Below are 26,234 nucleotides of genomic sequence, written 5' to 3'. Positions count from 1 at the left end.
GCTTGGCGGGGCGGTACTCCACGGGACGGCTCATTCGGCGAAGTGCCGTCGGAATTGTCTCGGAGTTCGCACCTGAGCCGCGGTGACGAACCACGATTCATCATCGATCGGCGGCCAGCCTCGCTTCCGTTGTCTGACAGTCACCCGGGTCGCACGTCGCTGGGCTGACGCACTCCACAACGTCAGAATGAGGCTTGCCAGCGCCAACCACACCCAGACTGCTGATGCGGCCAGGCCGTTTTCGAGCACCGACAGCGCCGAACCGGCGAGGACGAACGTGAGCGCCGCCCAAAGCAACGCCAGAATCGCGCCTCGCATCCGCACGCGATAGAGCGCCGCGGCTCTCGCCTCGTCGATCCGTCGGCGGAACTGCCAATCGGCGGATCGCTGCGCGGCGCGAAGCGTCTCGGGTCTCGGCATCGCAACCGGCGCTGTGGTGGATGGTGGAGTAGCGCTCCGCGCTGAACGCCGTGAGCGCTCCTGAGCCTGTTCACGCGCGAGCGAGGTGATCAGACTTCCGAGCATGGTCGGTGTGGCCGCCGAGGCGAAGGCCGCTCGATCCGCGACGGTCTCATCCGCCCAGTGACCCACCCCGGTGAACACAGGGGCTGCACAGTCGATAATCGATCGCACGACCTGGACGTCGTCCAGCGCCGAACGGTCACTCCAATGTCCACCTCCCCGATGGATCGCCACGACGACATCATCGGCCGGCTCGATCGCGTCGAGCGCCGTAGAGAGACCCGTCGGGTCGAAGAGCACGGACCGCTGCTCCTCGTGGAGCCCGACTCGAGCGAACCCCCGAGAGAACTCGTCCTGGGTCTGAGAGCTGGCCGGCCGCAATGTGACGACCCGCTTCACGTGCACCCCTCGATCGGAGAGCCGCTGCGCGAGGTGCTTGGCACTGCCCCGGTACGGACGAGTCGCATCCCTGACGCCGTACCGTTCAGGATCCTGCGCGAAGGCCGACTCGAGGAAGGATTGAGCCTCCGCTCGAGCCAAGAAGGCGGCTCCTGCGTCCTCGACAGCAGTCGCACTGATCTTCTCCACGCGAAGTTGTCGCTCGCCGCTTCGTCTCCCCGGCACGAAGTGGCCGCTGACCGCGATTACCTTGCCCTCGGTCAAGAATTCGAGGAGGTCCATGCGTAGGAAACCCTCGATGCGCTTCCGCTCGGGCGCCAGCACCAGCATGGACGTCCACTGTCCACTCGGATCTGCAAGGTCGAACCAGGCAGTGCGGCGGTCAACCGACGTCTGGGCCGCTCGGCACTCGCCGACCAGCGCCACAGCCCCGATCGCTGCAACTGCATCGGCGTAGAGCGTTGCGCCGCGGCTCACGTCGACCGGTCGGCGGCCCAGCGGTTTCCGCGCGGCATCGACGACGCGTTCGGTTGCTGCATCGACGATCGCTTCGCGGGACTCGCTCATATATTTTGAGCCTACTCATCACCATCGGCCGCTTCAAGAGAGGCGACAGTACGCCGACCGGAACGCGGAACGCCCGCCGAGCGTGAGCTCGGCGGGCGTTCCTGATGCGGTGCGGACTATGCGGTGGCGATGTCCTCGACGAGCTGGTCGCCGGGGGCTGCGTCGTCGAACGCGGCCTCGATCTCAGCGCGGTCGAGCAGTTCGGTCATCCGGCGGCGACGGGCCTTGGGGATGATCGTGACGACGCGACCGATCTTGCCGGCACGACCGGTGCGGCCGGCACGGTGCAGGTACGTCTTGTACTCGTCCGGGGCGTCGGCCTGCACGACGAGCGTGATGTCGTCGACGTGGATGCCGCGGGCGGCGACGTCGGTGGCGACGAGCACATTGACCCGACCCGAGGTGAGCTTCTCCAGGTTGCGCGTGCGGCGCGCCTGGTTGAGGTCGCCGTGGAGCGAGACGGCGGGGATACCCGCCATGCCGAGCTGCTCCGCGAGACGCTCGGCGTAGGCGCGGGTGCGGGCGAACACGAGGGTCTTCTCGGTGCGGTTGACGAGCTCCTCGATGAGGCGGTCCTTGCCCTTGTGCTCCACCACCAGCACACGGTGGTCGATCGTGGAGGACGCCTGGTCCTCACCGGCGACCTCGTGCACTGACGGGTTCGGGAGGAACTCGTTGACGAGGGCTGCGACACCCTTGTCGAGGGTGGCGGAGAAGAGGAGCTTCTGGCCGTCGGGCGCGGTGCGACGCAGGATGCGCTGCACGGGCTCGAGGAAGCCGAGGTCGCACATGTGGTCGGCCTCGTCGAGGACGGTCACGGTGACCTGCGAGAGGTCGAGGCGACCCTGCTCGATGAGGTCCTCGATGCGACCGGGCGTGCCGACGATGATGTCGACGCCGCGCTGCAGAGCGCCGACCTGGCGACCCTGCGGGACACCGCCGTAGATCTGCGTGGTGAAGAGGCCGACGGCGCGCGCGATGGGCTGCACGGTGCGGTCGATCTGCAGGGCGAGCTCACGTGTCGGGGCGAGGATGAGGGCGCGGGGCTTGCGACCCGGCTTGCGGTTCTTGCCGCCGCCGTTCTCCATGAGCTTCTCGACGAGCGGGGCGCCGAAGGCGATGGTCTTGCCGGAGCCGGTGCGACCACGGCCGAGGACGTCGCGACCCGCGATGACGTCCGGGATGGTCGCCGCCTGGATCGGGAACGGGCTGTCGGCACCGAGCTCGGCGAGCGCACGGACGATGTTGCCGCCGAGGCCGAGGCTCTCGAAGGTCACACCCTCGACGTCGCCGGCCTGGATCGCGTCGGCCTCGAGGCGCTCGAGCACCACGTCGTCCTGGGGCGTGTAGGAGCCGGCGTCGCGCTTCGGGTAGTAGTCGCTGCCACGGCCGGCGTCGGACGCGCCGCGGTCGTCGAACGAGCGCTTCGGGCGGTCGTCGAAGGAACGCTTGGGGCGGTCGTCGTACGAACGCACCGGGCGCTCCTCGAAGGAACGCTTCGGACGGTCGTCGTAGGAACGCGCGGGACGGTCGGTGCGGTTCGCCTGACGCGGGTCACCCTGACGGGCCGGGCGGTCACCGTAGGAGGGGCGCTCGGTCCGCTCGCCACGGTTGTACGCGGGACGCTCGGTGCGGTCACCGTACGAAGGACGCTCGGTGCGCTCACCACGGTTGTACGCGGGACGCTCGGTGCGGTCACCGTACGAAGGACGCTCGGACCGCTCGCCACGGTTGTACGCGGGACGCTCATTGCGGTCGCCACCACGGTTGTACGCGGGACGCTCATTGCGGTCGCCGTACGAAGGACGCTCGGACCGCTCGCCACGGTTGTACGCGGGACGCTCATTGCGGTCGCCACCACGGTTGTACGCCGGACGATCGTTCCGGTCACCGTACGACGGACGCTCGGACCGCTCACCACGGTTGTACGCGGGACGCTCGTTCCGGTCACCGTACGACGGACGCTCGGACCGCTCGCCACGGTTGTACGCCGGACGCTCGTTCCGGTCACCGTACGACGGACGCTCGGATCGCTCGCCACGGTTGTACGACGGACGCTCGTTCCGGTCGCCACCGCGGTTGTACGCAGGACGGTCGTTGCGGTCGCCGTAAGACGGACGCTCAGTCCGCTCGCCACGGTTGTACGCGGGACGCTCATTGCGGTCGCCACCACGGTTGTACGCAGGACGCTCGTTCCGGTCGCCGCCACGGTTGTACGCGGGACGGTCGTTGCGGTCGCCGCGGGGTGCGCGGTCGCCGCGCTCCTCCGACTCGAAGCGGGCGGCGCGTTCGGCACGCTCGTCGGCGTTCCAGCGGGACTTCTGCGGCGCTCCACCGGCGTCGGGGCGGTAGCCGCGGTGGCCTTCGCTCTTGCTACCGGACTTCGCGCCGGGGCGCGAGCCGAAGGGCCGCTTGTTCTCGCCGTACTTGGACTTGGGGTCGAAGTTCTTGGCCGGGCGTTTGCCGGCGGGGGTGTTGTTCTTGGGCATGGAGAAATGCTTTCCGGGTTATAACTCGTTCGCATGAACAACCTGCATGACTCACACAGCGCCATCCGAAACCTCGGCTGCGCTGCGGCATGCTCATACCCGGGCGATCACTGGCCGGGGCCGTCCACATCATGTGTGTGTTCGCGGAGTGCTCTCCGACGAAACCGGCCCACCAGACTGACATAACCCTCCGCGGTACAAACGCGGTGTCTCGAGCCGACTCACCTACGTTACCCGATCCACCCTGAGAAGTCACGGAGCATCGCTCCCAGGCAGGCGAGCGGCGGCGTGGCAGCATGGGTGCATGCCCAGCCCCATCGAGGATTACGCCCTCATCGGTGATTGCCACACCGCCGCGCTCGTCTCGTCGGAAGGCAGCATCGACTGGCTGTGCCTCCCCCGGTTCGACTCGCCGTCGATGTTCGGTGCGCTGCTCGGCACCGAGGACCACGGCTGCTGGACGGTCCGGCCCGCCGACGCTTGGGCGACGGCGAGCCGCGCCTACCGCGACGACACCTTCGTCCTCGAGACGGTCTGGACGACCCCCGACGGCCAGGTGCGTGTGACCGACCTCATGCCCCACGGCGACCGCCGGGCGGATGTCGTCCGGCGCGTCGAGGGCATCAGCGGAACCGTGGCGGTCGACGTCGAGGTGCGCCTCCGCTTCGGGTACGCCGACGCGATCCCGTGGGTGCGACAGCTCCCGGACGGCTCCGGGATCGTCGCGGTCGCCGGACCCGACGCCGTCGTGGTCCGCGGCGTGCACCTGACGGCGTCCGATCACGCCCACTCGGCGACCGTCGAGGTCTCCGCGGGCGACACCGTCGACCTCACCCTCACCTGGTACCCCTCGCATCGCGAGGTACCGGACCCGGTCGACGTCGGCCCGCGCATCGACCACACGATCGCCTGGTGGCGCGACTGGGCGTCCCGCTGCGATCCCGCCGACGAGTACGAGGAGGCGGTCGTGCGGTCGCTGCTCGTCCTCCGCGCGCTCACACACGAGGACACCGGGGGCATCGTCGCCGCCGCGACCACGAGCCTGCCGGAGTCGTTCGGGGGCGTCCGCAACTGGGACTACCGCTACGTCTGGCTGCGCGACGCCTCGCTGACCCTTGAAGCCCTCATGCAGCACGGCTTCACCGAGGAGGCGCACGACTGGCGCAGGTGGCTCCTCCGGGCGATCGCCGGTGATCCGAACGACCTGCAGATCATGTACGGCCTCGCGGGCGAGCGCCATCTCGTGGAGGAGGAGCTCGACAGCCTCCCCGGGTACCTCGGCGCCGCCCCCGTGCGCGTCGGCAACGGCGCCTACACGCAGTACCAGGGCGATGTCTTCGGGTCAGTGATGATCGCCCTCGATGAGGCGCGCTCGGTCGGTCTCGCGGACGACGACTTCTCGTGGAGTCTCCAGCGCGCCCTGCTCGGCGTCCTCGAGGAGCACTGGAACCGTCCCGACCGCGGCATCTGGGAGGTTCGAGGGGACGAGCAGCACTTCACGCACTCGCGCGCCATGATCTGGGCGGCGCTCGACCGCGGCGTCCGGGCGGTCCGCGAGCACGGTCTGGACGGACCCGTCGAGCGCTGGGAGGCCCTGCGCGAGACCCTCCGCGAGACGATCGAGCGTGAGAACGTCGACCACGCCCGCGGCTGCTACGTCCAGCACGCCGGGACGACCGAGGTCGACGCGTCGCTGCTCGTGCTCGCGCAGATCGGCTATGTGGCGCCCGACGACCCGCGCATGCTCGCGACGGTGGCCGCGATCGAGGAGGACCTCCTCCAGGACGGTCTGCTCCTGCGCTACCGCACGACGAGCGGGGTCGACGGCCTGCCGGGCGACGAGCACCCGTTCCTCGCGTGCTCGTTCTGGCTCGTGCAGCAGTACGCGGCCTCGGGCCGACTCGACGACGCCCGCGAGCTGATGGACCGGCTGCTGTCCTTCCGCAACGACCTGGGCCTGCTGTCCGAGGAGTACGACGTGCAGCAGGCGCGGCAGGTCGGCAACACCCCGCAGGCGCTCTCGCACCTCACCCTCGTCCGAGCCGCCGACGCCATCGCCGCAGCCGCGTCACCCTCTCCGGCCCGCGAACTGTCACCAAACGCTAGTCACGGGCCCCGGAACTAGCCTCAAGTGACAGTTCGCGGGCAGGGGGAGGGACGTCAGCGGGTGAAGCGGGCCTCACGCTCATCGGAGGCGGCGAGCGCGATGCGGGTGCGGAAGTTCTGCGAGACCTGCTCCGGCAGGGCGTCGAGCGGGAACCACCGCGCCTCGGAGTTCTCGCCGTCCGCTGGATACGGCTCGCCCGACTCGTACCGGCATCGGAACACGAGGTCGATGTACTGCGTGATGTCGCCGTTGTCGTAGACGTTCTGCGGGAGCACCTGCACCTGGGCGAGGCGTTCGGCGACGGCGACCACGGCCGCCTCTTCGAGGACCTCACGCTCGGCCGCCACCGCGGGCTCCTCGCCCGGGTCGATGATGCCGGTGACCGGTGTCCACGCCCCGTTGTCCTGTCGCCGGACGAGCAGGACCTGGGCCTCGGGTGTCCCGAGACCGCGCAGGACGACCGCGGTCACGCCGGTCAGCCAGAGGGGTGCATGCCCGATCCGCTCACGGAGGGCCAGCACGAAGTCAGGAGTCGCCATGCCTCGACTCTACGGGCGCGACACCGGGACACGAGATCGAAACACGAGTGCGGTCTACTGGGCGCATGGAACACGATCCCATCACCGTCTCGATCGAGCGACGCGTCAACCCGGCGTCGATCTCCGAGGCCACCATCTGGGTCCAGGCGGGCATCAACCTGGCCAACCGATACCCCGGCTTCCTCGGCTCCGGCTGGGTGCGCGCGGGTGCCGAGAGCGACGTCTGGTACATGCTCTACCGCTTCGCGGACGAACAGACGCTCACCGACTGGGAGGACTCCAAGGAACGCGCCTGGTGGCTCTCGAGCGGCCGCGAGTTCATGGAGCAGTCCCGCGTCGAGCGGCGCAGCGGGATCGAAGGGTGGTTCGACGCACCGGACGGCATCCTCCGCGTCGAGGAGGCCGAGCTCTCCGGCGACCCGGACCCGATCCCGCCCGCACCGCCGCGCTGGAAGCAGGCGGTGAGCATCTGGTTGGGCTTCTTCCCGCTCAACCTCGTCTTCACCCTCCTCGTCACGGCGCTCGTGCCCGGTTGGGAACCGCTCGGCGTGTTCCTCCACGTGCTCATCTCGACGCTCGTCCTGACGCCGATCATGACCTACTGGCTCCTGCCGCTCGTCACGAAGCTGCTGCGTCCGTGGTTGACGGCCCCGCGTCGAAGCGGGCCCGCCGCGACCTGATCCGGTCATCGGACGGCAGCGCGCCCTCAGGCGTCCTCCGCCTTCGTCCGCTCCCGGAACTGGCTCGGGCTGAGACCGGTGTGCGCGACGACCGCTCGACGGAGGTGCGCCTGCGAGTGGTAGCCGCACCGGGCCGCGACCTCGGCGATCGACAGGCTTCGGTGATCGGGGTCCGAGAGGAGGGCGAGCGCGAGCTGCACCCGCCGCTCGGCGATCTCGCCCGCGGCGCTCGTGCCCGACCCCTCGAACACCCGTTGCAGGGACCTGGTCGACATGTTGAAGCGACGCGCCAGCGTCTCCGGTCGCAGCTCCCGCTCGGCGAATGACGCGGCGATGTGCTCGATGATCCGGAGCCGGAGCGGAACCCGCCCCGCTTCACCCTCGGCCCGGAAGAGGTCGTTCTCGACGTAGAGGGTCGCGAGCATCGTGTCGATCACCCGGCAGAGCCTGAGCTGCGCAGCGCCGCCGATCGGTTCGAACGCGGAGATGACCTCCACGAGGAATGCGGCACTCCCCCGCAGCAGCGGCGACGGCGCCAACGGGCCGAGGGCGCTCGTCGGGGTGATGCCGAGCCGACGGAGCGCGCGCATGGGCACGAACACGTACAGGTAGGTCGCATGCTCCTCGATCGTCGTCCGGTACGTCTCCGTCCCGATGGTGAGCGTGCCGGTCCCGGGGGCCAAATCGAGCTGCTGCCGGCCGTGGACCAGGCTGGCTGCGCCGTCGGTGAGCAGCACGATCGTCGCAACCGGCTCATCGAGCCCGTAGGCGTCGGCGGCGACGTCGAACGTCCCGGGGCCGACGGTGTTGCGATGGACGACGTACTCGCCGAGCACGACCGAGTCGACGGTCATCGAGAACCGGTCGGGGTCCACGTCCACGAATCGCAGCGCGCCCGACGCCTCCTGCATCCCGATCGCGCCCTCGAACCGTCGTGTGGTGACGCGGCCGCGCGCAGGGAACCGACCGGACAGGCCATCATCGGGTGCGGGCATCATCTGACCCTTCGAACAGGACCTCCACCCTCGCACAGGGTTCCGCTCGAATCGAGGGGTTGCCAGCCGCATCGCACGGTGGTCGGCGATACTGGACGGATGATCTCCGCTGACCTCGCCCGAGCGCTCCGCACCGCCGGCCTCCGCTGGACCCCCGAACCCGGCGACCGGTTCACCATCGACGGCGGTGAACTCGCCGGCGACGTGTTCACGGTGAGCGAGATGACCGTCGAGGTACACGAGCACCCGGGCGGCCGCAGCTTCGGCTTCAACGGGACGACCGAGTGGGCGTTGGACTCCGTCGATCAGGAGGAGACGCTCTGGCTGCCGTCGGAGCACCAGTTGCGGGCGCTGCTCCGCGGGTCGTTCCGAGCGCTCGAACGCGCGGTGTCCCCGGCCGCTCCGACCGACGCCGAGCCGACGCTCGACGACGAGCTCGACGTCCTGCTGTCGCTCGGCGACGCCGAGGCCTACACGGTGGTCGTGGAACTCGGGGGCGAGCTGCGTCGGTTCAGCGCCGCGACGGCTCCCGACGCCTACGCGACCGCGCTGCTCGAGCTCATCCTGCGCTCGGTCGCCTGACCGCACCTTCGGAGCCGCGGCACCGCCCGCCCACGCTGCCGAGCGCTCAGCGACCCCTGATCCGCCGCGACAGCTCGGCCGCCGCCGGGTGGATCTCGCGCGCCAGCCACGCCGGGTCGAGCCCGGCATCGGCGTCGTACGTGACCGCGATGGCCGCCGCCGGCCAGCCGGTGTGGTCGCGCACGACCACTCCGACACTCGCGAGACCGAGCGTCACCCCGCCCGCCTCGCGCGCATAGCCGTCCTGGGTCGTCTGGGCGAGGACTTGGCGGAGCTCCCGGTACCGCTTCGGCCCGTGGCCGGTGCGGTCGACGAACGCCGCCTGGTCGGGGAACAGAGCGCGCAGCTGGCCGGCCGGGAGTGCGGCGAGGATCGCGCAGCCGCTGGCGGTCAGGTGTGCCGGGAGGCGCACACCGACATCGGTGACGAGGTGCGGCCGACGCGGGGCACGCTCGTCCACGATGTAGAGCACGTCCCGCCCGTGCAGCACGGCGAGATGCGCGCTCTCGCCCACCCGGTCGACCAGCTCGGCGAGCAGCGGGCGCCCGAGCATGCTGAGCGGCTCCTGTCGCGCGTATCCACCGGAGAGCTCGAAGGCGGCGACCCCGAGCCCGTAGCGACGGGCTTCGGGCAGGTGGACCACGAAGCCGTGCTCCTGCAACACGCTGAGGAGGTGGTAGACCGTCGACCTCGGCAGGTCGAGTGCCGAGGCGATGGCAGCGGCCGGAAGCGGGCCGCGGGCACCGGCGAGATGGCTCAGCACGCGCAGGGTGGCGTCGGCTGCCGGGACCTGACTCACGGTGGGCCTCGTCTCCGCGGCTCGGACGCGGCCGCCTGTCGTCCATGTCTGTCATCCCAGACACGGACGACTCTACGCGCACCGCCGCGGTCGGCGTCCGGGTGTTCCATCGGAACATGGACATCCAGCCCGGCGCGACCCCGACCACCATCGACCCGACGACCTCCAGTCGCTCGTATCCCGAACCCGCCGGCCCGACCTCGGTCGTCCTCGGCGCCGGGCCGCTGTCGATCGACGAGGTCGTCGCCGTCGCCCGGCACGGCGCGCGGATCGACCTCGACGGCGAGGCCCTCGACGGTGTCGCCGCATCCCGTCGGATCATCGAGGCGCTCGCCTCCGACCCCGAGCCCCACTACGGGATCTCGACCGGGTTCGGTGCGCTCGCGACCACGTTCATCGAGCCGGCGCGCCGCGCGCAGTTACAGGCGAGTCTCGTCCGCTCGCACGCCGCCGGCAGCGGCGAGGTCGTCGAGCGGGAGGTCGTGCGTTCTCTCATGACGCTGCGCCTCTCGACGCTCATGACGGGCCGCACCGGGGTGCGGGTGGAGACGGTCCGCGCCTACGTGGCGATGCTGAACGCCGACATCACCCCGGTCGTGCGCGAGTACGGATCGCTCGGCTGCTCCGGCGACCTCGCGCCCCTCGCACACTGCGCGCTGGCGGTGATGGGCGAGGGCGAGGTGACCGATGCGTCCGGGCGCACGCGCTCCGCGGCGGAGGCCCTCGCGGACGCCGGCCTCCAGCCGGTACAGCTCGCCGAGAAGGAGGGGCTCGCCCTCATCAACGGCACCGACGGCATGCTGGGGATGCTGGCGCTCGCCGTGGACGACCTGCGGATGCTCCTGCGCACCGCCGACGTCGCCGCGGCGATGAGCGTCGAGGGCCTGCTCGGCACGGACGCCGTGTTCGCCGCAGACCTGCAGGCCCTGCGCCCGCAATCGGGTCAAGCCGAGAGCGCCGCAAACCTGCGGTTGCTGCTCGACGGCTCCCCGATCGTCGCGAGCCACCGGGGTCCCGAGTGCACCCGGGTGCAGGACGCCTACTCACTGCGCTGCGCCCCGCAGGTGCACGGTGCCGCCAGGGACACCGTCGACCATGCCGCGACGGTCGCCGAGCGGGAACTCGCGAGTGCCGTCGACAACCCGGTGCTCACCCCGGACGGACGCGTCGAGTCGAACGGGAACTTCCACGGCGCACCGGTCGCCTACGTGCTCGACTTCCTCGCGATCGCCGTCGCCGATGTCGCGTCCATGTCGGAGCGCCGCACCGACCGTTTCCTGGACCGGAGTCGGAGCAACGGCCTCCCGCCGTTCCTCGCACACGAGGTCGGTGTCGACTCGGGCCTCATGATCGCCCAGTACACGGCGGCCGGCATCGTGAGCGAGCTGAAACGCCTGGCGCACCCGGCGTCCGTCGACTCGATCCCGTCGTCCGCGATGCAGGAGGACCATGTCTCGATGGGCTGGGCGGCGGCGCGGAAGCTCCGTCGGGCGATCGACGGCCTCAGCCGGGTGCTGGCGATCGAGGTCATGACGGCGGCCCGGGGCCTCGACCTGCGCAACCCGCTCGAGCCGGCCGTCGGCACCGGGGCGGTGCTCCACCGGGTGCGTGAGCAGGTCACGGGTCCCGGTCCCGACCGGTTCCTCTCCCCCGAGATCGAGGCGGTCACCGCGCTGGTGCAGTCGGGCGAGGTCCTGCGGGCGGTCACCGGCGCGGTCGGCGATCTCCGCTGAGTCGGGCGTCACACGACGAAGCCCTCGGGCGCCGGTGACGGCGTTCCCGAGGGCTTCGTATCGAACGGCTCGAGCCTCAGCTCAGCGACCGAGCGGCAGGTGGTCGATCACGGCCACTGCGCGCGGCGACGCTTCGGTCGTTCGGTGCCCGAAGACGGCTCGGTCCCGGGTGCCGTGTCGGCATCGGGCGTCGGCTCAGCGTCAGGCGTCGGCGCAGTGTCGCTCGTCGGGCTGGAGTGAGCAGAGAGCTCGGACTCCGCTGCCGGCTCAGCCTGTCCGACCGGCTCCGTCTCCAGGACCGGCTCGGGCTCGGCGACCGGCTCAGGCTTCGCTTCCGGCTTAGGCTGCACCGCTGGGGCGACGTGTTCGCCGGAGTGCACGACCTCCTCCGCCGGGGCGTCGGAGACCGCGTCGGGAAGGGTGATGGCCTCGGTACGCGGCAGCTCGTCACCCGTCGCCACATGCGCCCCGTGCACCTCGTGGGCTTCGTGCACCTCGTGCGCGGCCGGGCGCGTCATCGGTCGATCCACCGCCGGCTCACTCGATGCCTCGACCGGCGGCTCGGGTGCCTCATCTGAGTCCGCGGGAACCGCGTCGGCAGGGTGGGCGTCGGCAGGAACCGAATCGGTCGGGGCCGCCTCAGCCGGTTCCGCGTCAGCGGGAGCGGCGCCGTCTGGAGCCGCGTCCACCGGAGCCGCGTCCACCGGAGCCACGTCCGCCGGAGCCACGTCCGCCGGAGCCACGTCCGCCGAGGCCGACGGAACGGATGCGTCAGGCGCGCTCGGCGCGGTTGCAGCGCTTCCGCCACCGGCGCCGACGAGGGCCGGCTCCTCAGCGGGGACCGTCGCGGCCCGCGGCCCCTCGATCGCGGCGACCGAGCGCGGCGTCGGCTTCGGCTCGGCTGCGGCCCGTCGCTGCTCGCGACGTTCGCGGAACCCCTCGACGAGGTTGTAGAGGGTGGGGAGCACGACGAGCGTCAGGATGGTCGAGGAGACGAGCCCGCCGATGACCACGATCGCGAGTGGCTGCGAGATGAAACCGCCGTGCCCGGTGATGCCGAGTGCCATCGGGGTGAGCGCGAAGATCGTCGCGAGCGCCGTCATGAGGATCGGGCGGAGCCTGCGCGCGGCCCCGTGCTCGACCGCCTCGATCACCGTCATGCCGCGGCGCCGGTACTGGTTGACGAGGTCGACCAGCACGATCGCGTTCGTCACGACGATACCGATGAGCATCAACACGCCGATGAGGGACGGGACGCCGAGCGGTACGCCGGTGATCACCTGGAGTCCGATCGCGCCGGTCGCGGCGAACGGTACCGACACCAGCAGGAGGAGCGGCTGCCGCAGCGAACGGAACGTCGCGACCATGATGACGTACACGATGAGGATCGCCGCGAGGAGCGCAAGGCCCAGCTGTCCGAACGCGTCACTCTGCGAAGCGGTGACACCTCCGAGGGTCGCCGTGGTGCCGGCAGGCAGCTTGACGTCGTCGATCGCCGTCTGCACCTCGGCGCTCGCGGTGCCGAGGTTGTCGCTGCCCGGAGTCGCGCTGATCGTCGCCGAACGCAGCCCCTTGACCGTCGAGATCGTCGCGGGTCCGTCGACCTGGGAGACCGTCGCGAGGGCGTCGAGGCGCCTCGGGCCGGTGGCGGTCGGGACCTCCGTCGCTGCAAGGGCGTCGACGGTGGTCGGCGGGTCCTGGGCGTCGACGTAGATGGTGAGGGTGGTGTCGTCGATGACGATCGAGCCCACCGTGGTCGGCTGCATGAGTTGCGACACGTACGCACCGAGCGCGACCTCGCTGAACCCTGCGGCGGCAGCGGCGTCGCGGTCGACGGCCACCTGGACGTAGGGTCGCGATTCGCTGAGGTTGCTCGTGACCTGGTCGATGCCGTCGAGGCCGGTGACGGCCTGCTGGATCGCGTCGGCGGCCTCAGCGAGATCGCTCTGCCGGGCTGACGTGATGTCGATCTCGATGTCGCTCGACCCGCCGAAGCCCGCGGACGCGGCGACCTCGATCTTGCCGACGTCGTCGAGCCCGGACAGGTCCTTGCGGACCGTCTTCTGGAGTGCCGTCTGATCGGCGTCTTCGCTCGTCGTGATCGAGTAGGTGATGGCTCCGCCACCGCCGCCCGAGAACGCGTCGCGCAAGGAGCTTCCGCTCGACCCGATCGAGAGCTGGACGGTGTCGATGCCGTCGATGTCGCGCAGCTTCGTCTCGACCTGCTTCGCCGCCGCGTCCTGAGCGTCGAGGCTCGTGCCGACCGGCAGGGTCTGCGTGACCGTGAGGGTGTTCTGGCCGGAGTCACCGAGGAAGTTGGTCTTCATGAACGGCGTGAGCGCGAAGGTGCCGACGAGCACGAGCACCGACAGCAGCAGCGTGGTGACCGAATGCTTGAGCGTCCAGTGGATGATCGGGAGGTACGCCTTCTGGAGCCGCGACGGCTTCTCGAGGTCGTCTTCGTCCTGCACGCTGACCCGGCGCTCGCGTCGGCTCCGGACCGGTCCGGTCGTCGCGTCGGACGGCGCCTCCTCCGCTGCGGCTGCAGCCGCGAGTCGCTGGGCCTTCGGTGCGCGGAGGAACCAGTAGGCGAGCACGGGGACGATGGTGAGCGCGACGAGGAGCGACGCGAGCAGCGCGATCGTGACGGTGAGGGCGAAGGGTCGGAAGAGTTCTCCGGTGACGTCGCCGACGAACGCGATGGGCAGGAACACGGCCACCGTGGTGATGGTCGAGGCGGTGATCGCGCCCGCGACCTCTTGGACGGCGCTCAGGATCGATCCGGCACGCTGCGCACCGGTGCGGTTGTCGCCGAACGAGAGATGCCGCTTGATGTTCTCGATGACGACGATCGAGTCGTCGACCACGCGCCCGATGGCGATCGTCAGCGCACCGAGCGTGAGGATGTTGAGCGAGTACTCGGCGACCTGGAGGCCGATGAAGGTGATGAGCACCGAGGTCGGGATGGAGATCGCGGTCACCAGCGTGGCCCGGACGTCGAGGAGGAAGACGAGGATGATGAGCACCGCGAAGACGAGGCCGAGCAGGCCTTCCGTCGTCAGGGCCTCGATGGACTGCTCGATGTACGGCGCCTGATCGAAGACGACGGTGAGCTTCGCGTCGGACCCGATGGTGCGCTCGAGCTCGGGGAGGATGTCGCGCACGCCCTGCGAGACCTCGACGGTGTTCGCCGCTGGCAGTTTCGTGACGGCGATGGTGAGCGCCGGCTCGCCGTCGACGCGCGAGATCGAGGTGATCGGGTCGTCGCTCAGGGCGACCGTCGCGACGTCGCCGATGGTCAGGACAGACCCGTCGGCGGCGAAGGCGCCCGTGATCGGCAGGGCGGCGATGTCGTCGACCGAGGTGAGCTTGGTGCCCGTCTGCACGGAGAACGTCTTGTCGCCCTCGGTGATGTCGCCCGCGGGCTGCAGGGAACCGTTCTGCTGCAGCGTCGTCCCGATGACCCGGCTGGTCTGCCCCGCGAGGGCGAGTTTGGCGTCGTCGGGGGTGATCGTGACCCGCTTGCCCACCTCGCCGACGATCGCCGCGTCGCGGACGCCGTCGACGTCCTTGATGTCGGGGACCACGGAGCTCGAGAGCACCTCGGCCAGGGAGTCCTGGTCGGCCGCGCCGGACACGGCGATCTGGATCACCGGGAGGTCGTCGATGCTGCCGCTGACCACCTGGGGGTCGACGGTGTCGGGCAGGGTCGACTTGATGCGGTTGATCGCCTGGGTGATCTTCTGCTCGGCGGTGGCGAGGTCGGTGCCGTAGGTGAAGGTCGCGCTGATGAGGCTCGAGTTCGTGCTCGACGTCGCCGAGGTGGACTCGATGCCGGGCACGCCCTGGATGGCCGTCTCGATCGGGGTCGAGACGTCGTCGTTGACGACCTCGGGTGCCGCCCCCGGGTAGCTCGTGATGATCGCGAGCTGCGGGAACTGGACCGACGGGATGAGTTCCTGCTTGAGACCGCCCACCGCCAGGACGCCGAACACGGCGGCCACGATGGTGACGAGCGCGATCAACGCGCGGTTCTTCATGCTGAGGACGGAGAGCAGATGCACGGAGCCGCTTTCGGTTGATGCGAGAGGTGCCGACTCTGCAAGTATGTCACCGCGTGCGCGCCCCACGGCGGTCTCGCGCGGAGGGTGGACACGGCACGCACGAGCGATGCGTGTGGAGTGGTGTCACGCTCGTCGGCGACGACCTCAGACGACGTCTTCGAGGTAGTCCAGGGCCGGCACGTGCCCGAACATCGCGGAGTGCCACGTCTGCGTCAACAGTTCGACCGCCTGCTCGGTCTGGGCCCACGGATAACTGATCGGGATGCGTAGGTAGCGTTCGAACGCACCGTCGATCCCGAACCGCGGCCCGGCGACGATCACGAGCCCGTGACTCCGCGCCGCGAGCGAGAGCTGCGATGACGCGGCCTCGCCGAGGTTCACCCAGGTGGCGATCCCCCCGTCGACCCGCGGCACGGTCCACTCGGGAAGACGGTCGGCCAGGAGGTCGACGAGCCGGTCGCGGGTCTCGCCGAGCGCGACCCCGCGCCTCGCGACGATGCCGTCCATGGCCGGCATGAGCTGCTGCACCGTCAGCTGGTCGAGGATCGGCGTGCCGAGGTCGCCGAGCGAGCGCGCCGAGACGAGCTTCCTGATCGTGCCGCGCTCGGCCCGGATCCACCCGATGCGGAGCCCTCCCCAGATCGTCTTGCCCACCGAACCGATCGTGATGATCGACGCCGGCGCGCCCGGGAGCGCGGCGAACGGGGTGCCGTCGAGGCCCTGGTCCGTCGGCCGGTCGATGTCGAGTTCGGCCGTGGTCTCGTCGATCACGAGGACCGTTCCGTGCCGCTCGGCCGCTGCGGCGACCCGTCGGCGGGTCTCGAGCGGCATCGAGGCCCCGGTCGGGTTGTGGAAGTCCGGCATGAGGTAGGCCATCGCGGGGCTCGTGCGTTCGAACCACTGCTCGAGCTCGCGGACGTCCCAGCCGGTCTCCGAGGAGACGGTCGCCGCGCCGAGCCGGGCCCCGGCCGCTCGGAGCGCCTCGTAGGCGTGGGGATAGCTCGGCATCTCGACGAGGACGCGGTCGCCTCGACTGAGCAGGGTGCGGGCGATGAGGGCGATCGCGTGCTGAGCCCCGACGGTCACCATGATCTCGTCGGGGTCGGTGGGCAAGCCACGCGCGGTGTAGCGGTCGGCGATGCCCTGCCGGAGCTCGGGCATGCCGACGAGGTCGTAGTCGAAGTCGTGCATGTACCGCGGCAGCTCGGCGGCGGCGGCGGCCACGGCGTCGATGATCTCGGGGCACGGTGGGACGGCCGCCTTGCTGAAGTCGAGGAACCCGCCCTGTGGCACGGGTGCCAGCGCTGTGGGCGCCGACGGCAGGAGGGTGACGCTGCCCGAACCGCGGATGCTGCGGAGGTAGCCCGCCTCGCGCAGTTCGCGGTACGCCGCGGTGACCGTGGTGCGGCTCAGTGCGAGCCGATCGGCCAGTTCCCGCTCGGCCGGCAGACGGGTGCCGACCGGGATGCGTCCGTCGAGGACGAGGAGTCGGATGCGGTCGGCGAGACCGCGGTACGCGGGCGCACCGGTCTTCCATTGCCCGAGCAAGGCGGCGAGCGATCGGGCACTCAGGGTGATGGAAGCCATTGAACCACGATACCCGGATTGGCCTCTAGCGCCAAAGCCAATCCTGCAATTGGATTGTCCACCATGACCCGTCGTGTGCTCCAACTCCTCATCGGCCTCTTCCTGTACGGCATCGCCATCGCGATGATCGTGCGCGGTGCGGTCGGCGTCGCCCCGTGGGACGTCCTCACCCAGGGGCTCAACCTGCGGACCGGTCTGAGCTTCGGACTCATCACGATCATCGTCGGCGGGCTCGTGCTCCTCGCCTGGATCCCGCTCAAGCAGCGGCCGGGTGTCGGCACCGTCCTGAACGTCCTCCTCGTGGGCCCCTCGGCCGACATCGGGCTGGCGTTCATCCCCGCGGACCTCGACCTGTGGGCGCGCATCCTGCTGTTCGCCGGTGGACTGCTCCTCCTCGGCGTCGCCTCGGGCCTCTACATCGGCGGCAACTTCGGCCCCGGCCCGCGGGACGGCCTCATGACCGGCATCCACCGCGTCACCGGGTGGCCGATCTGGGTCGGGCGCACGGGCGTGGAGCTCGTCGTCCTCGCTGTCGGGTGGCTGCTCGGCGGGAACGTCGGCATCGGAACGGTGGTCTTCGCCGTGCTCATCGGCCCGATCTGCGGCTACACGATCCCGTTGTTCCGGATCGCTCCGCGGACGGAGGGATCGACGGCCGCCTTGGACGAGGCGGTGCTGGAGGGCGACACCCCGCCGTCGAAGCCGATCGTCGACTCCCCGGCCAACTGAAGCCACCCTTCGACAGGCTCAGGGACCGGGTTGTCCGGTCCCTCAGCCTGTCGACGGGCCGATCCGTCAGGGCTTCGCCACCGCGACTGCGCCCGTGTGGTCGTCGACACTCATCGTCGCCTCGTCGAACCGCGAGCGACCGGAGAGGACCTCGCCGACCTGCACCCGGTCGACCTCCTTCACCCAGGTGCCGATGATGATCGTGGCGACCGCGTTACCGGTGAAGTTCGTGAGGGCACGCGCCTCCGACATGAAGCGGTCGATGCCGACGATGAGGCCGACGCCGTCGACGAGGTCGGGACGATTGGCCTGCAGGCCACCGGCCAGCGTCGCGAGACCGGCGCCGGTGACGCCCGCGGCGCCCTTCGACGCGATGATCATGAACACGAGGAGCGAGATCTGCTCCCCGAGGTTCATCGGGACACCCATGACGTCGGCGATGAAGATCGACGCCATGGTGAGGTAGATCGCGGTGCCGTCGAGGTTGAAGGAGTAGCCCGTGGGAACGGTGATGCCGACGACCGGCTTGGAGACGCCGAGGTGCTCCATCTTCGCGATGAGTCGCGGCAGCGCCGCCTCGGAGGAGGAGGTGCCGACGATGAGGAGGTACTCACGGCCGAGGTACTTCATGAGCTTGAAGATGTTGAAGCCCGTCGCGAGGCGCAGGACGCCACCGAGCACGACGACGATGAACAACGCGCAGGTGATGTAGAACGCGATCATGAGCGTGGCGAGCCCGACGAGCGCGCTCGCGCCGGCGGACCCGGTCACGGCGGCGATCGCACCGAACGCACCGATGGGCGCGATCCACATGATCATCGCGAGCACCCGGAACACGAGCGCCTGGATGAGCTTGATGCCGCGCAGGATCGGTTCACCCGTCGTCCCCATCTTCTGCAGGCCGAAGCCGACGAGCAGGGCGACGAAGAGGACCTGCAGGATGTTGCCGCCGGTCAGCGAGGACACGAGCGTCGTAGGGATGATGCCGAGGAGGAACTCGGTCGTGCTCTTGGCCTCCCCCTCGACCTGGTAGCTCGTCTCGGCGAGGTTCAAGCCGGCGCCAGGCTGGATGAGGTTGCCGACGACGAGGCCGATCGCGAGGGCGAAGGTCGACATCACGATGAAGTAGAGCAGCGCGAGCCCGCCGACCTTGCCGACGGTCGCGGCCTTCGCGATCGACCCGACGCCGATCACGATGGTGCAGAAGATGACCGGGGCGATCATCATCTTGATCAGCGCCACGAAGGCGTCGCCGATGGGCTTGAGTCCCTTCGCGAACTCCGGGGCGGCGAGGCCGACGACGATGCCGGCGAGCACCGCGACGATCACCGCGAGGTAGAGGTAGTGGGTCTTGTCCAGCCGTTTCAGGGAGGAGAGCGTCATTGCCATTCCGGATCCGTTTCGTCGGCCGCGTCAGTGCGGCAGCGGGTGGTCGATCGACCCATGCTGCGACCGCACCGGCGGATCGACCGGGTTGTGGTCGTAGTGGCCGCTTGTGGTCGTACTGGTCGCGGTCGGCGACGCCTGAGGCCCTCGTCACCCCCGATACTTGAGGGGTCGACGCGACGGAGCAGACGGAGGTGACGCGATGGCCGGTCGGTCCATGAGTATCGCCTCGCGGCTCTTCCTCGTGCAGCTCGTCGCGGTCGTCGCGATGACGCTCGTCGCCGGCGTGCTGCTCTGGTTCCAGACCCGCACCGAGACCGAGGACCGCGCGGTCGCGAAGTGCCTCGACGTCGCGAACGGCGTCGCGGACAATCCGTACGTCGTCGCGCAGCTCGGCTCGGATCGCCCGTCGGACGCGCTCCAGCCCTACGCCGAGGCACTCATGCGCGACACCGGCGTCGACTTCGTGACGATCATGGCTCCGGATCGCACCCGGTACACGCACCGTGAGCGCGACCAGATCGGCAAGCCGTTCATCGGCACGATCGAGCCGGCACTCGAGGGACGGACCTTCACCGAGACGTACACGGGCACGCTCGGCCCCTCGGTTCGCGCCGTCGCGCCCATCCGTGACGACACGGGCGAGGTCGTCGCCCTGGTCGCCGCTGGCGTCACGGTCAGCAACGTGTCCGAGACCTTCGAGACCCGGGTGCCGTGGTTGCTCGGTACCGCCCTGCTCGTGCTCGTCATCGGCGCGATCGGATCCTGGACGCTGCGCCGCTACCTCTCGCGGGTCACCGGGTCACGCGGGCCCGAGGACCTCGCCAGGATGTTCGACTACTACGAGTCGGTGCTCCACTCGGTGCGGGAGGGGCTCGTCCTCGTCGACCGGCACCGCAGACTCGTGCTCGTCAACGACCAGGCGGCCGAACTGCTGGGGCTGCCCCTCGGTGAACGTTCCCCGGGAGCACTACCGGTCGACGAGCTGCCGATCGACACCGGCCTGCGGGACCTTCTCGCGAGCGGACGCCAGGCCGTGGACGAGATCCACCTCACGCGCGATCACGTGCTCGTCGTGAACCAGGAGCCGGCGGTCGGTCCGGGCGAGACGGCCGGCCCGCACCCGCGCGGGTGGGTGATGACGCTGCGCGACCACACCGAGATCGAACACCTGAGCGGTGAGCTGGCGTCGATGCGGACGATGAGTGACGCCCTGCGCTCGCAGACCCACGAGTTCGCGAACCGGCTGCACACGATCGTCTCGCTCATCGAACTCGACCGACGGGAGGAGGCACTCGACCTCGCGGCGCAGGGACTCGGAGCGAGTCAACGGCTGACCGACCGCGTGCTCGCGGCGGAGCAGGAGCCGGTGATCTCGGCACTGCTGCTCGGCAAGACGGCGCAGGCGGCCGAGCAGGGGGTCGAACTGCACCTCGAGAGCGACCCCGCGCTCGGACGCGTGCGGGTCGACCCGGCGGTGATCGTCACCATCCTCGGCAACCTCATCGACAACGCGATCGACGCGGCGTCCGGTGATCGCCCCTGGGTGGAGGTCTACCTCGGGCAGGGGTTGCCGGACCCGCTGGACGCGGAGCGGTCCGCCGACGCCGAGACGACGGAGCTCGTGATCCAGGTGACCGACAGCGGACCGGGGCTCCCCCCGGAGGCGCTCGACCTCGCGTTCGTGCGCGGCTGGTCCACGAAGGAGCCAGGCCGTTACGGTCGAGGCTTCGGTCTCGCATTGGTCCAGCAGGCCGTGACGCGGCTCGGCGGCACGATCGAGGTCGTCCGCGATCCGTCCTCGGTATTCGTCGTGACGCTGCCGTCCGCGGTCGGCGTCCGGGACGAGGCAGGCACATGAGCCAGCTCATCCGGGTCATGGTCGTCGAGGACGAACCGATCGCCCAGCAGGCCCATGCGTCCTACCTGCATCGCGTCGAGGGCTTCGAGCTCGCCGGTGTGGCGGGCGATGCCGCCAGCGCGATGCACCTGCTGCGGGCGACTGCGGCGCACCGCTCCCCCGACGACCGGATCGACCTCGTCCTGCTCGACCTCAACCTGCCGGATGCGCACGGCCTCGAGCTCTGCCGCCGCATCCGGACGGCGGGCATCGACGTCGACGTCATCGCGATCACCGCGGCTCGCGACCTGCGGATCGTCCGTGCGGCGGTCTCGGCGGGCATCGTCCAGTACCTCATCAAGCCGTTCGCGTTCCCCGCGTTCGCCGACAAGCTGGAGGCGTATCGCACCTTCCGGCGCACGATGACGGCGGACGGCGCGGTCGCGAGCCAGCACGAGGTGGACCTCACCCTCGCCACGCTGCGAGCGCCGTCATCCCGTCCGCAGCTGGCGAAGGGCCTGTCGGAGGACACACTGCGTCTGGTCTCGGACGTGTTGCGGCAGGCAGCCGGACCGCTCTCGGCGAGCGAGGCGGCGGCCGCCGGGTCGCTGTCGCGGGTGACGGCCCGGCGCTACCTCGAGTACCTCGCCGAGACGGGTGCCGTCGAGCGGTCGCCGCGCTATGGAACCCCGGGGCGCCCGGAGCTCGAGTACCGCTGGCGATGAGCACGCGGCCGCGATGCCCGCGGGCTGACGCCGTCCGGCCGCTGATCCCAGGGTCGGCTCAGGGTGATCCCGGAGGTTCCGGGGGTTGCCTCGCGCCGAGACGCGATATATCGTGAATTCCAGTTCAACGCGATATATCGCGATCACTCGGAAGGAACCGCACCATGGCACAGGAGAAGTGGATCATCGCTCCCGGCGAGAGCCGCATCATCGACCTCGAACTCGTGAGACGACTCAAGGTCGGCCTCATCGGCGGTCAGGTCGACATCATCGGACACGACGAGCCCGGCGCACGCATCGAGGTGGGCGCCGTCACCGGCAAGGACCTCAAGATCACCATCGACGGCGACGTCGCCGAGATCGACCACCCGCAGCTGCGTTGGGACAACTTCCTCGAGGTGTTCTCGAACTTCGGCGCCAACCGCGCCACGGCCCAGGTCAGCGTCCTCGTCCCCCGCGACATCGCCCTGACGTTCGGCGTCGTGAGCGCCAGTGGACTGGTCTCAGGACTCACCGCAGACGCGAAGCTCAACACGGTGTCCGGCGACCTCGTGGCCGACCGGATGACGGGGCGACTCGACCTCAACTCGGTGAGCGGCGAGCTCACGGTCCAGAACCACACGGGTCGCATCCAGGCGCACACGGTCTCGGGCGACGTCACCGTCTCCGGCGACATCACGCGCGCCTCGATCGACGGCGTCTCCTCCGACCTGCTCCTCGACATCCACGGTGCGTGCGAGCAGCTCGATCTGAACACCGTCAGCGGCGCGATCACGGTCCGTCTCGACGAAGAACTCGCCGCGCGCTACACGGCGAACTCGGTCGGCGGTCGCCTGGCGATCGACGGCGTCGTCCTCAAGGGACTGCGCGGTGGCGGGTACAACTCGCACACCGGCGTCCTGTCCGGGCAGTTCGCCGAGGTGCGGATGAACACCGTCGGCGGCGCGGTGACCGTCCTCCGGCGATCGGCCGCCGAGCCGGCCGGCGCGTCCACCACCGCAGGGAGCGAGGCAGGCGCATGAGCCCCGTCTTCGCCCACGGCAGCCTGCGGCTGTACCTCCTGAGCCTGCTCGACGAGTCCCCGAAGCACGGCTACGAGCTCATCCAGGCGCTCACCGACCGGAGCGGCGGCACCTACAGCCCGAGCGCCGGCACCATCTACCCGCGCCTCGCGAAGCTCGAGGAGGAGGGACTCGTCACGAAGACGAGCGACGGGCGGAAGACCGTCTACGAGATCACCGAGGCGGGCCGGGCGGAACTCGCGGCACGGGCGGGTGAGCTCGACGGCATCGAGGACCAGCTCACCGATTCCGTCCGCCGCATCGCCGACGAGGTCCGCAGCGGGGTCACAGCTGCCATGAAGAGCCTCCGGGCCGATCTCGCCTCCGCCGCTCGCGACGCGAAACAGTCCGCGAAGCCCGGTCCGAGCTGGACATCGACCGCCGAGGAGAGCGCCGACCAGAAGGTGCAGGGTCGCCTGGCGCTCCACGAGACCGACGTGTCGCTCAACGAGTTCCGGCAGGCGGTCCGAGCCGAACTCCGCGAGCACGTCGCCCGTGGGGGCGTGCTCGACGACGACACCGTCTCCGCCCTGCGTGCCGACCTCGTCGCCGTCCGCGACCGCCTGCGGGAGCGCCTGCAGAGCTGAGCGCCCCGACACACGGCCGAGACACGGAACCGCCCGACTCCTGTCCGGAGTCGGGCGGTTCCGTCGGTGCGGCGCGTGCGGCCGGCCTAGCGTGCCGCGCCGGCCAGCGAGCCCGTCGTCGCCGCAGTGTCGAAGATGACGCAGGTGACGAGCCGGTCACCCATCTCCTCCCAGCTGCCCTTGGTCGGCGTGTAGTAGTTGAACTCGAGCGTGGAGTCCTCGTAGACGATGCCGGCGAACGGCTGGAACTGCGCGTAGCAGCCGTCGTCGGCCTGCTGCGTGACGGCGTCGTCGCCGGGCCACTCGTCACCGGTCAGGGTGACCTCGCCATACACCTCGTACTGGTGGGGTTCGGAGCACGGGACGGTGGGCACCTCCGAGACCTCCTCCGAGGACGACTCGTCGTTCAGGCAGTCGCCCATCGAGAGCGTGAAGACGTCCGTGGTGCCTCCACCGACGATCTCGCCGGACTGGGCGTCCCGGGTCTCGGCGGGCTTCGGGAGGATGCCCTCCACGACACTGCAACCGGAGAGCGTCAGAGCCGCTGCGAGAGCGGCGAGGGCGAGCGGGAGGAGACGACGGCGAGCGGTCACGATGAGGGTCCTTGAGGTGGGTGGTCGATCACGAGCGACGGTCCGGGCTCACAGCCAGGTACCAGCCGTCGATCAGGATATTGGTCGACGATCCGCGTCCGCCACTCCCCCGCTCGATGGACACTCCGTCACGGTCGGGTGACGATGCGCCCTGGGCGCCCCGGATCCCGCTTGACTCCGGTTCCCGAAGGAGTAATATCGCCGCTCGTGACAACTGAGGGTCGAGAGCCCGGGACAGAACCACGATCGGCAAAACGCTGGTTGATCGGGGACCCGCTGCCGACCGAGAACCTGGAGGGCCAGCTCCTCCCCAAACGGCTCGCCCTGCCGATCTTCGCGAGCGACGCACTGTCGAGCGTGGCATACGCGCCGCAGGAACTCCTCATGATCCTGACGCTCGGCGGACTCGCCTTCCTGAGCTTCGCGCCGTGGGTCGCCGCGTGCGTCGTGATCCTCCTCGTGGTGGTCGTCGCGAGCTACCGGCAGCTCATCAAGGCGTACCCGTCGGGCGGTGGCGACTACGAGGTCGCCCACCGGAACCTCGGCGAGAAGGCCGGCCTCGTCGTCGCGTCCGCTCTCCTGGTGGACTACGTCCTCACGGTCGCCGTGTCGGTGGCCTCGGGCGTCGACAACATCATCTCCGCGATCCCGGGCCTGAACCCCTGGCGCGTCGAGCTGGCCGTCGGATTCGTCCTCGTCCTCATGGCCGTGAACCTCCGCGGTGTCCGGGAGTCGAGCAAGGCCTTCGCGATCCCCACCTACTTCTTCATCGCGAGCGTGCTCGTCATGATCGTCGCAGGACTCGCCCGCACCTTCATGGGCGACGCCCCCGTCGCGTCGAGCGCCGCGTTCACCGTGCAGGGCGAGAGCCTCACCCAGGCGGCGTTCATCCTGCTCCTCCTGCGCGCCTTCTCCTCCGGTTGTTCAGCGCTTACCGGTGTCGAAGCCGTCTCGAACGGCGTCCCGGCGTTCCGTCGCCCGCAGATCAAGAACGCCCAGAAGACGCTGGTCCTCATGGGCGGCACCGCGATCGTGCTGTTCGTCGGCCTCACCGCGCTCGCCCTCATCTCACGCGTGCACTACGCCGAGAACGCCTGCCACCTCGAAGGGTTCGCGGATTGCGCGACGACGCCGCAGCCGAGCCTCATGGCCCAGGTCGCGACCGCGGTGTTCGGTGCGAACAGCATCCCGTTCTTCCTCATCCAGGCGGCGACCGCGTGCGTCCTGCTCCTCGCGGCCAACACGGCGTTCAACGGCTTCCCGCTGCTCGGGGCCGTCCTCGCGCGCGATTCCTACGCCCCGAAGTCGCTCAACACCCGTGGCGACCGCCTCGTGTTCTCGAACGGCATGATCATCCTGGGTCTCGCCGCGTGCGCGATCCTCGTGGTCTACCAGGCGAACCTCACCCAGCTCATCCAGCTGTACATCATCGGCGTGTTCGTGTCGTTCACGCTCGGCCAGACGGGCATGGTGAAGCACTGGCTGCGGATGCTGCGGGAGGGCTGCGACAACCGCGGCTCCGTCTACCGCGGACTCGCGATCAACGCGTTCGGCGCCCTGCTCACGGCGAGCGTCCTCATCGTCGTGACGATCACGAAGTTCACCCACGGCGCCTGGCTGGTCTTCGTGCTCATGCCGATCCTCTTCGTCCTCATGCTCGGCGTGAACCGCTACTACCGCGACGTCGAGAAGGAGGTCGAGGTCGACCCGACCACGACCTTCGGCGCGACCGGCGACCACGCGATCGTCCTCGTCGGCAAGATGCAGAAGCCGATCCTCAAGGCGCTGGACTATGCGATCGCCGCGAAGCACGACAGCCTCGAAGCGGTCCACATGTCGATCGATCCGGAGGCCACGAAGCTGCTGGAGCAGCAGTGGATCGAGCAGAACATCCACGTGCCGCTCGTCATCCTCGAGTCGCCGTACCGCGAGTTCGCGATGCCGCTCGCGAAGTACATCAAGGCGCACCGTGCAGAGCACGGCGCCGAGGTCGTGACGGTCTACATGCCGCAGTACATCGTCGGACACTGGTGGGAGAGCCTCCTCCACAACCGGCGGGCGTCGCGGATCCGCAACCAGATCATGCTCGTCCACGGCGTGACCGTCGCCCTCGTGCCCTGGCTGCTCGACTCCTCGGAGCTCATCTACGGACGTCGGTCACGGCCGCTGCCCGGCCAGGAACGACGTGGCGAGATCGTCCGCGTCAAGAAGCCGATCGAGCGGAAGCCGCACATCGACCGCAACACGGGGCAGCCCCGCTCCTGATCGGCCACGCGCTCCGGCGACGGCGTGAGGGAGTAGTCGCAGACT

Annotated in this window: 19 protein-coding genes; 10 read left to right on the top strand and 9 right to left on the bottom strand. The window is 69.7% G+C overall.

The window, feature by feature from the left end; all coding sequences use genetic code 11:
* Positions 1 to 30 precede the first annotated feature (30 nt).
* Positions 31 to 1,428 (bottom strand): exodeoxyribonuclease VII large subunit, encoded by a 1,398-nt coding sequence (locus QRN19_RS01750; RefSeq protein WP_285024848.1) that lies wholly within the window; start codon positions 1,426 to 1,428, stop codon positions 31 to 33.
* 116 nt (positions 1,429 to 1,544) lie between these two features.
* Positions 1,545 to 3,917, bottom strand: a complete 2,373-nt coding sequence (locus QRN19_RS01745) for a DEAD/DEAH box helicase (protein WP_285024846.1) — start codon at positions 3,915 to 3,917, stop codon at positions 1,545 to 1,547.
* Between the two features lie 304 nt (positions 3,918 to 4,221).
* Here QRN19_RS01745 and QRN19_RS01740 point away from each other — a divergent pair, with 304 nt between their 5' ends.
* Positions 4,222 to 6,042 carry a glycoside hydrolase family 15 protein gene (locus tag QRN19_RS01740; protein WP_285024845.1) on the top strand — a complete coding sequence of 607 codons (1,821 nt, stop codon included), beginning with the start codon at positions 4,222 to 4,224 and terminating at the stop codon, positions 6,040 to 6,042.
* Positions 6,043 to 6,077: 35 nt separating this feature from the next.
* On the opposite strand, the gene QRN19_RS01735 is transcribed toward QRN19_RS01740, so the two are convergent.
* Entirely contained in the window at positions 6,078 to 6,563 is a 486-nt protein-coding gene (locus tag QRN19_RS01735) for an NUDIX hydrolase (RefSeq protein ID WP_285024844.1), read from the bottom strand.
* Positions 6,564 to 6,628: 65 nt separating this feature from the next.
* Here QRN19_RS01735 and QRN19_RS01730 point away from each other — a divergent pair, with 65 nt between their 5' ends.
* Positions 6,629 to 7,243 (top strand): putative antibiotic biosynthesis monooxygenase, encoded by a 615-nt coding sequence (locus tag QRN19_RS01730; protein WP_285024842.1) that lies wholly within the window; start codon positions 6,629 to 6,631, stop codon positions 7,241 to 7,243.
* A 26-nt stretch (positions 7,244 to 7,269) separates the two neighbouring features.
* Here the strand turns inward: QRN19_RS01730 and QRN19_RS01725 are convergent, their stop codons facing one another.
* On the bottom strand, positions 7,270 to 8,238 hold the full coding sequence (locus tag QRN19_RS01725; protein ID WP_285024841.1) for an AraC family transcriptional regulator: 969 nt from the start codon (positions 8,236 to 8,238) through the stop codon (positions 7,270 to 7,272).
* Between the two features lie 99 nt (positions 8,239 to 8,337).
* Between QRN19_RS01725 and QRN19_RS01720 the strand changes: the two genes are divergently transcribed.
* Positions 8,338 to 8,820 carry a pilus assembly protein CpaE gene (locus tag QRN19_RS01720; protein WP_285024840.1) on the top strand — a complete coding sequence of 161 codons (483 nt, stop codon included), beginning with the start codon at positions 8,338 to 8,340 and terminating at the stop codon, positions 8,818 to 8,820.
* Positions 8,821 to 8,866: 46 nt separating this feature from the next.
* Here the strand turns inward: QRN19_RS01720 and QRN19_RS01715 are convergent, their stop codons facing one another.
* Positions 8,867 to 9,619 carry an IclR family transcriptional regulator gene (locus QRN19_RS01715; protein WP_079705092.1) on the bottom strand — a complete coding sequence of 251 codons (753 nt, stop codon included), beginning with the start codon at positions 9,617 to 9,619 and terminating at the stop codon, positions 8,867 to 8,869.
* A gap of 44 nt (positions 9,620 to 9,663) precedes the next feature.
* Here QRN19_RS01715 and hutH point away from each other — a divergent pair, with 44 nt between their 5' ends.
* Positions 9,664 to 11,352 (top strand): histidine ammonia-lyase, encoded by a 1,689-nt coding sequence (hutH, locus tag QRN19_RS01710; protein ID WP_285024837.1) that lies wholly within the window; start codon positions 9,664 to 9,666, stop codon positions 11,350 to 11,352.
* Between the two features lie 107 nt (positions 11,353 to 11,459).
* On the opposite strand, the gene QRN19_RS01705 is transcribed toward hutH, so the two are convergent.
* Both QRN19_RS01705 and yczR read right to left on the bottom strand, forming a co-directional pair.
* Complete coding sequence (locus QRN19_RS01705) at positions 11,460 to 15,416, bottom strand: efflux RND transporter permease subunit (RefSeq protein WP_285024836.1); 3,957 nt, start codon at positions 15,414 to 15,416, stop codon at positions 11,460 to 11,462.
* A gap of 144 nt (positions 15,417 to 15,560) precedes the next feature.
* Positions 15,561 to 17,003, bottom strand: coding sequence for a MocR-like transcription factor YczR (gene yczR, locus QRN19_RS01700; RefSeq protein WP_285024833.1), 1,443 nt, complete (start codon positions 17,001 to 17,003; stop codon positions 15,561 to 15,563).
* A 63-nt stretch (positions 17,004 to 17,066) separates the two neighbouring features.
* Between yczR and yczE the strand changes: the two genes are divergently transcribed.
* Positions 17,067 to 17,732, top strand: a complete 666-nt coding sequence (gene yczE, locus QRN19_RS01695) for a membrane protein YczE (protein ID WP_285024832.1) — start codon at positions 17,067 to 17,069, stop codon at positions 17,730 to 17,732.
* 66 nt (positions 17,733 to 17,798) lie between these two features.
* On the opposite strand, the gene QRN19_RS01690 is transcribed toward yczE, so the two are convergent.
* Complete coding sequence (locus QRN19_RS01690) at positions 17,799 to 19,121, bottom strand: cation:dicarboxylate symporter family transporter (protein WP_285024831.1); 1,323 nt, start codon at positions 19,119 to 19,121, stop codon at positions 17,799 to 17,801.
* 214 nt (positions 19,122 to 19,335) lie between these two features.
* On the opposite strand from QRN19_RS01690, the gene QRN19_RS01685 reads away from it, so the two are divergent.
* From QRN19_RS01685 to QRN19_RS01670, 4 genes are all read left to right on the top strand, one after another.
* A complete protein-coding gene (locus QRN19_RS01685) occupies positions 19,336 to 20,979 on the top strand; it encodes an ATP-binding protein (protein ID WP_285024828.1) in 1,644 nt (547 codons plus the stop codon).
* Positions 20,976 to 21,683, top strand: coding sequence for a response regulator (locus QRN19_RS01680; protein ID WP_285024825.1), 708 nt, complete (start codon positions 20,976 to 20,978; stop codon positions 21,681 to 21,683). Before QRN19_RS01685 ends, QRN19_RS01680 begins: the two co-directional genes overlap by 4 nt.
* A gap of 164 nt (positions 21,684 to 21,847) precedes the next feature.
* Entirely contained in the window at positions 21,848 to 22,705 is an 858-nt protein-coding gene (locus QRN19_RS01675) for a DUF4097 family beta strand repeat-containing protein (RefSeq protein ID WP_285024822.1), read from the top strand.
* Positions 22,702 to 23,331, top strand: a complete 630-nt coding sequence (locus QRN19_RS01670; protein ID WP_285024819.1) for a PadR family transcriptional regulator — start codon at positions 22,702 to 22,704, stop codon at positions 23,329 to 23,331. Before QRN19_RS01675 ends, QRN19_RS01670 begins: the two co-directional genes overlap by 4 nt.
* 86 nt (positions 23,332 to 23,417) lie before the next feature.
* Here the strand turns inward: QRN19_RS01670 and QRN19_RS01665 are convergent, their stop codons facing one another.
* The gene (locus QRN19_RS01665) at positions 23,418 to 23,924 is read right to left on the bottom strand and encodes a septum formation family protein (RefSeq protein WP_285024816.1); all 507 of its coding nucleotides are present in this window, start codon (positions 23,922 to 23,924) and stop codon (positions 23,418 to 23,420) included.
* Between the two features lie 261 nt (positions 23,925 to 24,185).
* On the opposite strand from QRN19_RS01665, the gene QRN19_RS01660 reads away from it, so the two are divergent.
* Positions 24,186 to 26,189 carry an APC family permease gene (locus QRN19_RS01660; protein ID WP_371413680.1) on the top strand — a complete coding sequence of 668 codons (2,004 nt, stop codon included), beginning with the start codon at positions 24,186 to 24,188 and terminating at the stop codon, positions 26,187 to 26,189.
* The last annotated feature ends 45 nt before the right edge of the window (positions 26,190 to 26,234 follow it).

This window comes from Plantibacter sp. ME-Dv--P-122b (assembly GCF_030209375.1).
Classification (GTDB): Bacteria; Actinomycetota; Actinomycetes; order Actinomycetales; family Microbacteriaceae; genus Plantibacter.
The sequence above is the reverse complement of the archived record's forward strand: the minus strand, read 5'-3'. Positions and strand labels throughout refer to the sequence as shown.

What these genes read in the sequence shown, in the direction of transcription:
- QRN19_RS01750 (WP_285024848.1), bottom strand. Translation starts at nt 1,428, where the DNA reads ATGAGCGAGTCCCGCGAAGCGATCGTCGATGCAGCAACCGAACGCGTC.
- QRN19_RS01745 (WP_285024846.1), bottom strand. Translation starts at nt 3,917, where the DNA reads ATGCCCAAGAACAACACCCCCGCCGGCAAACGCCCGGCCAAGAACTTC.
- QRN19_RS01740 (WP_285024845.1), top strand. Translation starts at nt 4,222, where the DNA reads ATGCCCAGCCCCATCGAGGATTACGCCCTCATCGGTGATTGCCACACC.
- QRN19_RS01735 (WP_285024844.1), bottom strand. Translation starts at nt 6,563, where the DNA reads ATGGCGACTCCTGACTTCGTGCTGGCCCTCCGTGAGCGGATCGGGCAT.
- QRN19_RS01730 (WP_285024842.1), top strand. Translation starts at nt 6,629, where the DNA reads ATGGAACACGATCCCATCACCGTCTCGATCGAGCGACGCGTCAACCCG.
- QRN19_RS01725 (WP_285024841.1), bottom strand. Translation starts at nt 8,238, where the DNA reads ATGCCCGCACCCGATGATGGCCTGTCCGGTCGGTTCCCTGCGCGCGGC.
- QRN19_RS01720 (WP_285024840.1), top strand. Translation starts at nt 8,338, where the DNA reads ATGATCTCCGCTGACCTCGCCCGAGCGCTCCGCACCGCCGGCCTCCGC.
- hutH (WP_285024837.1), top strand. Translation starts at nt 9,664, where the DNA reads ATGTCTGTCATCCCAGACACGGACGACTCTACGCGCACCGCCGCGGTC.
- yczR (WP_285024833.1), bottom strand. Translation starts at nt 17,003, where the DNA reads ATGGCTTCCATCACCCTGAGTGCCCGATCGCTCGCCGCCTTGCTCGGG.
- yczE (WP_285024832.1), top strand. Translation starts at nt 17,067, where the DNA reads ATGACCCGTCGTGTGCTCCAACTCCTCATCGGCCTCTTCCTGTACGGC.
- QRN19_RS01690 (WP_285024831.1), bottom strand. Translation starts at nt 19,121, where the DNA reads ATGGCAATGACGCTCTCCTCCCTGAAACGGCTGGACAAGACCCACTAC.
- QRN19_RS01685 (WP_285024828.1), top strand. Translation starts at nt 19,336, where the DNA reads ATGAGTATCGCCTCGCGGCTCTTCCTCGTGCAGCTCGTCGCGGTCGTC.
- QRN19_RS01680 (WP_285024825.1), top strand. Translation starts at nt 20,976, where the DNA reads ATGAGCCAGCTCATCCGGGTCATGGTCGTCGAGGACGAACCGATCGCC.
- QRN19_RS01675 (WP_285024822.1), top strand. Translation starts at nt 21,848, where the DNA reads ATGGCACAGGAGAAGTGGATCATCGCTCCCGGCGAGAGCCGCATCATC.
- QRN19_RS01670 (WP_285024819.1), top strand. Translation starts at nt 22,702, where the DNA reads ATGAGCCCCGTCTTCGCCCACGGCAGCCTGCGGCTGTACCTCCTGAGC.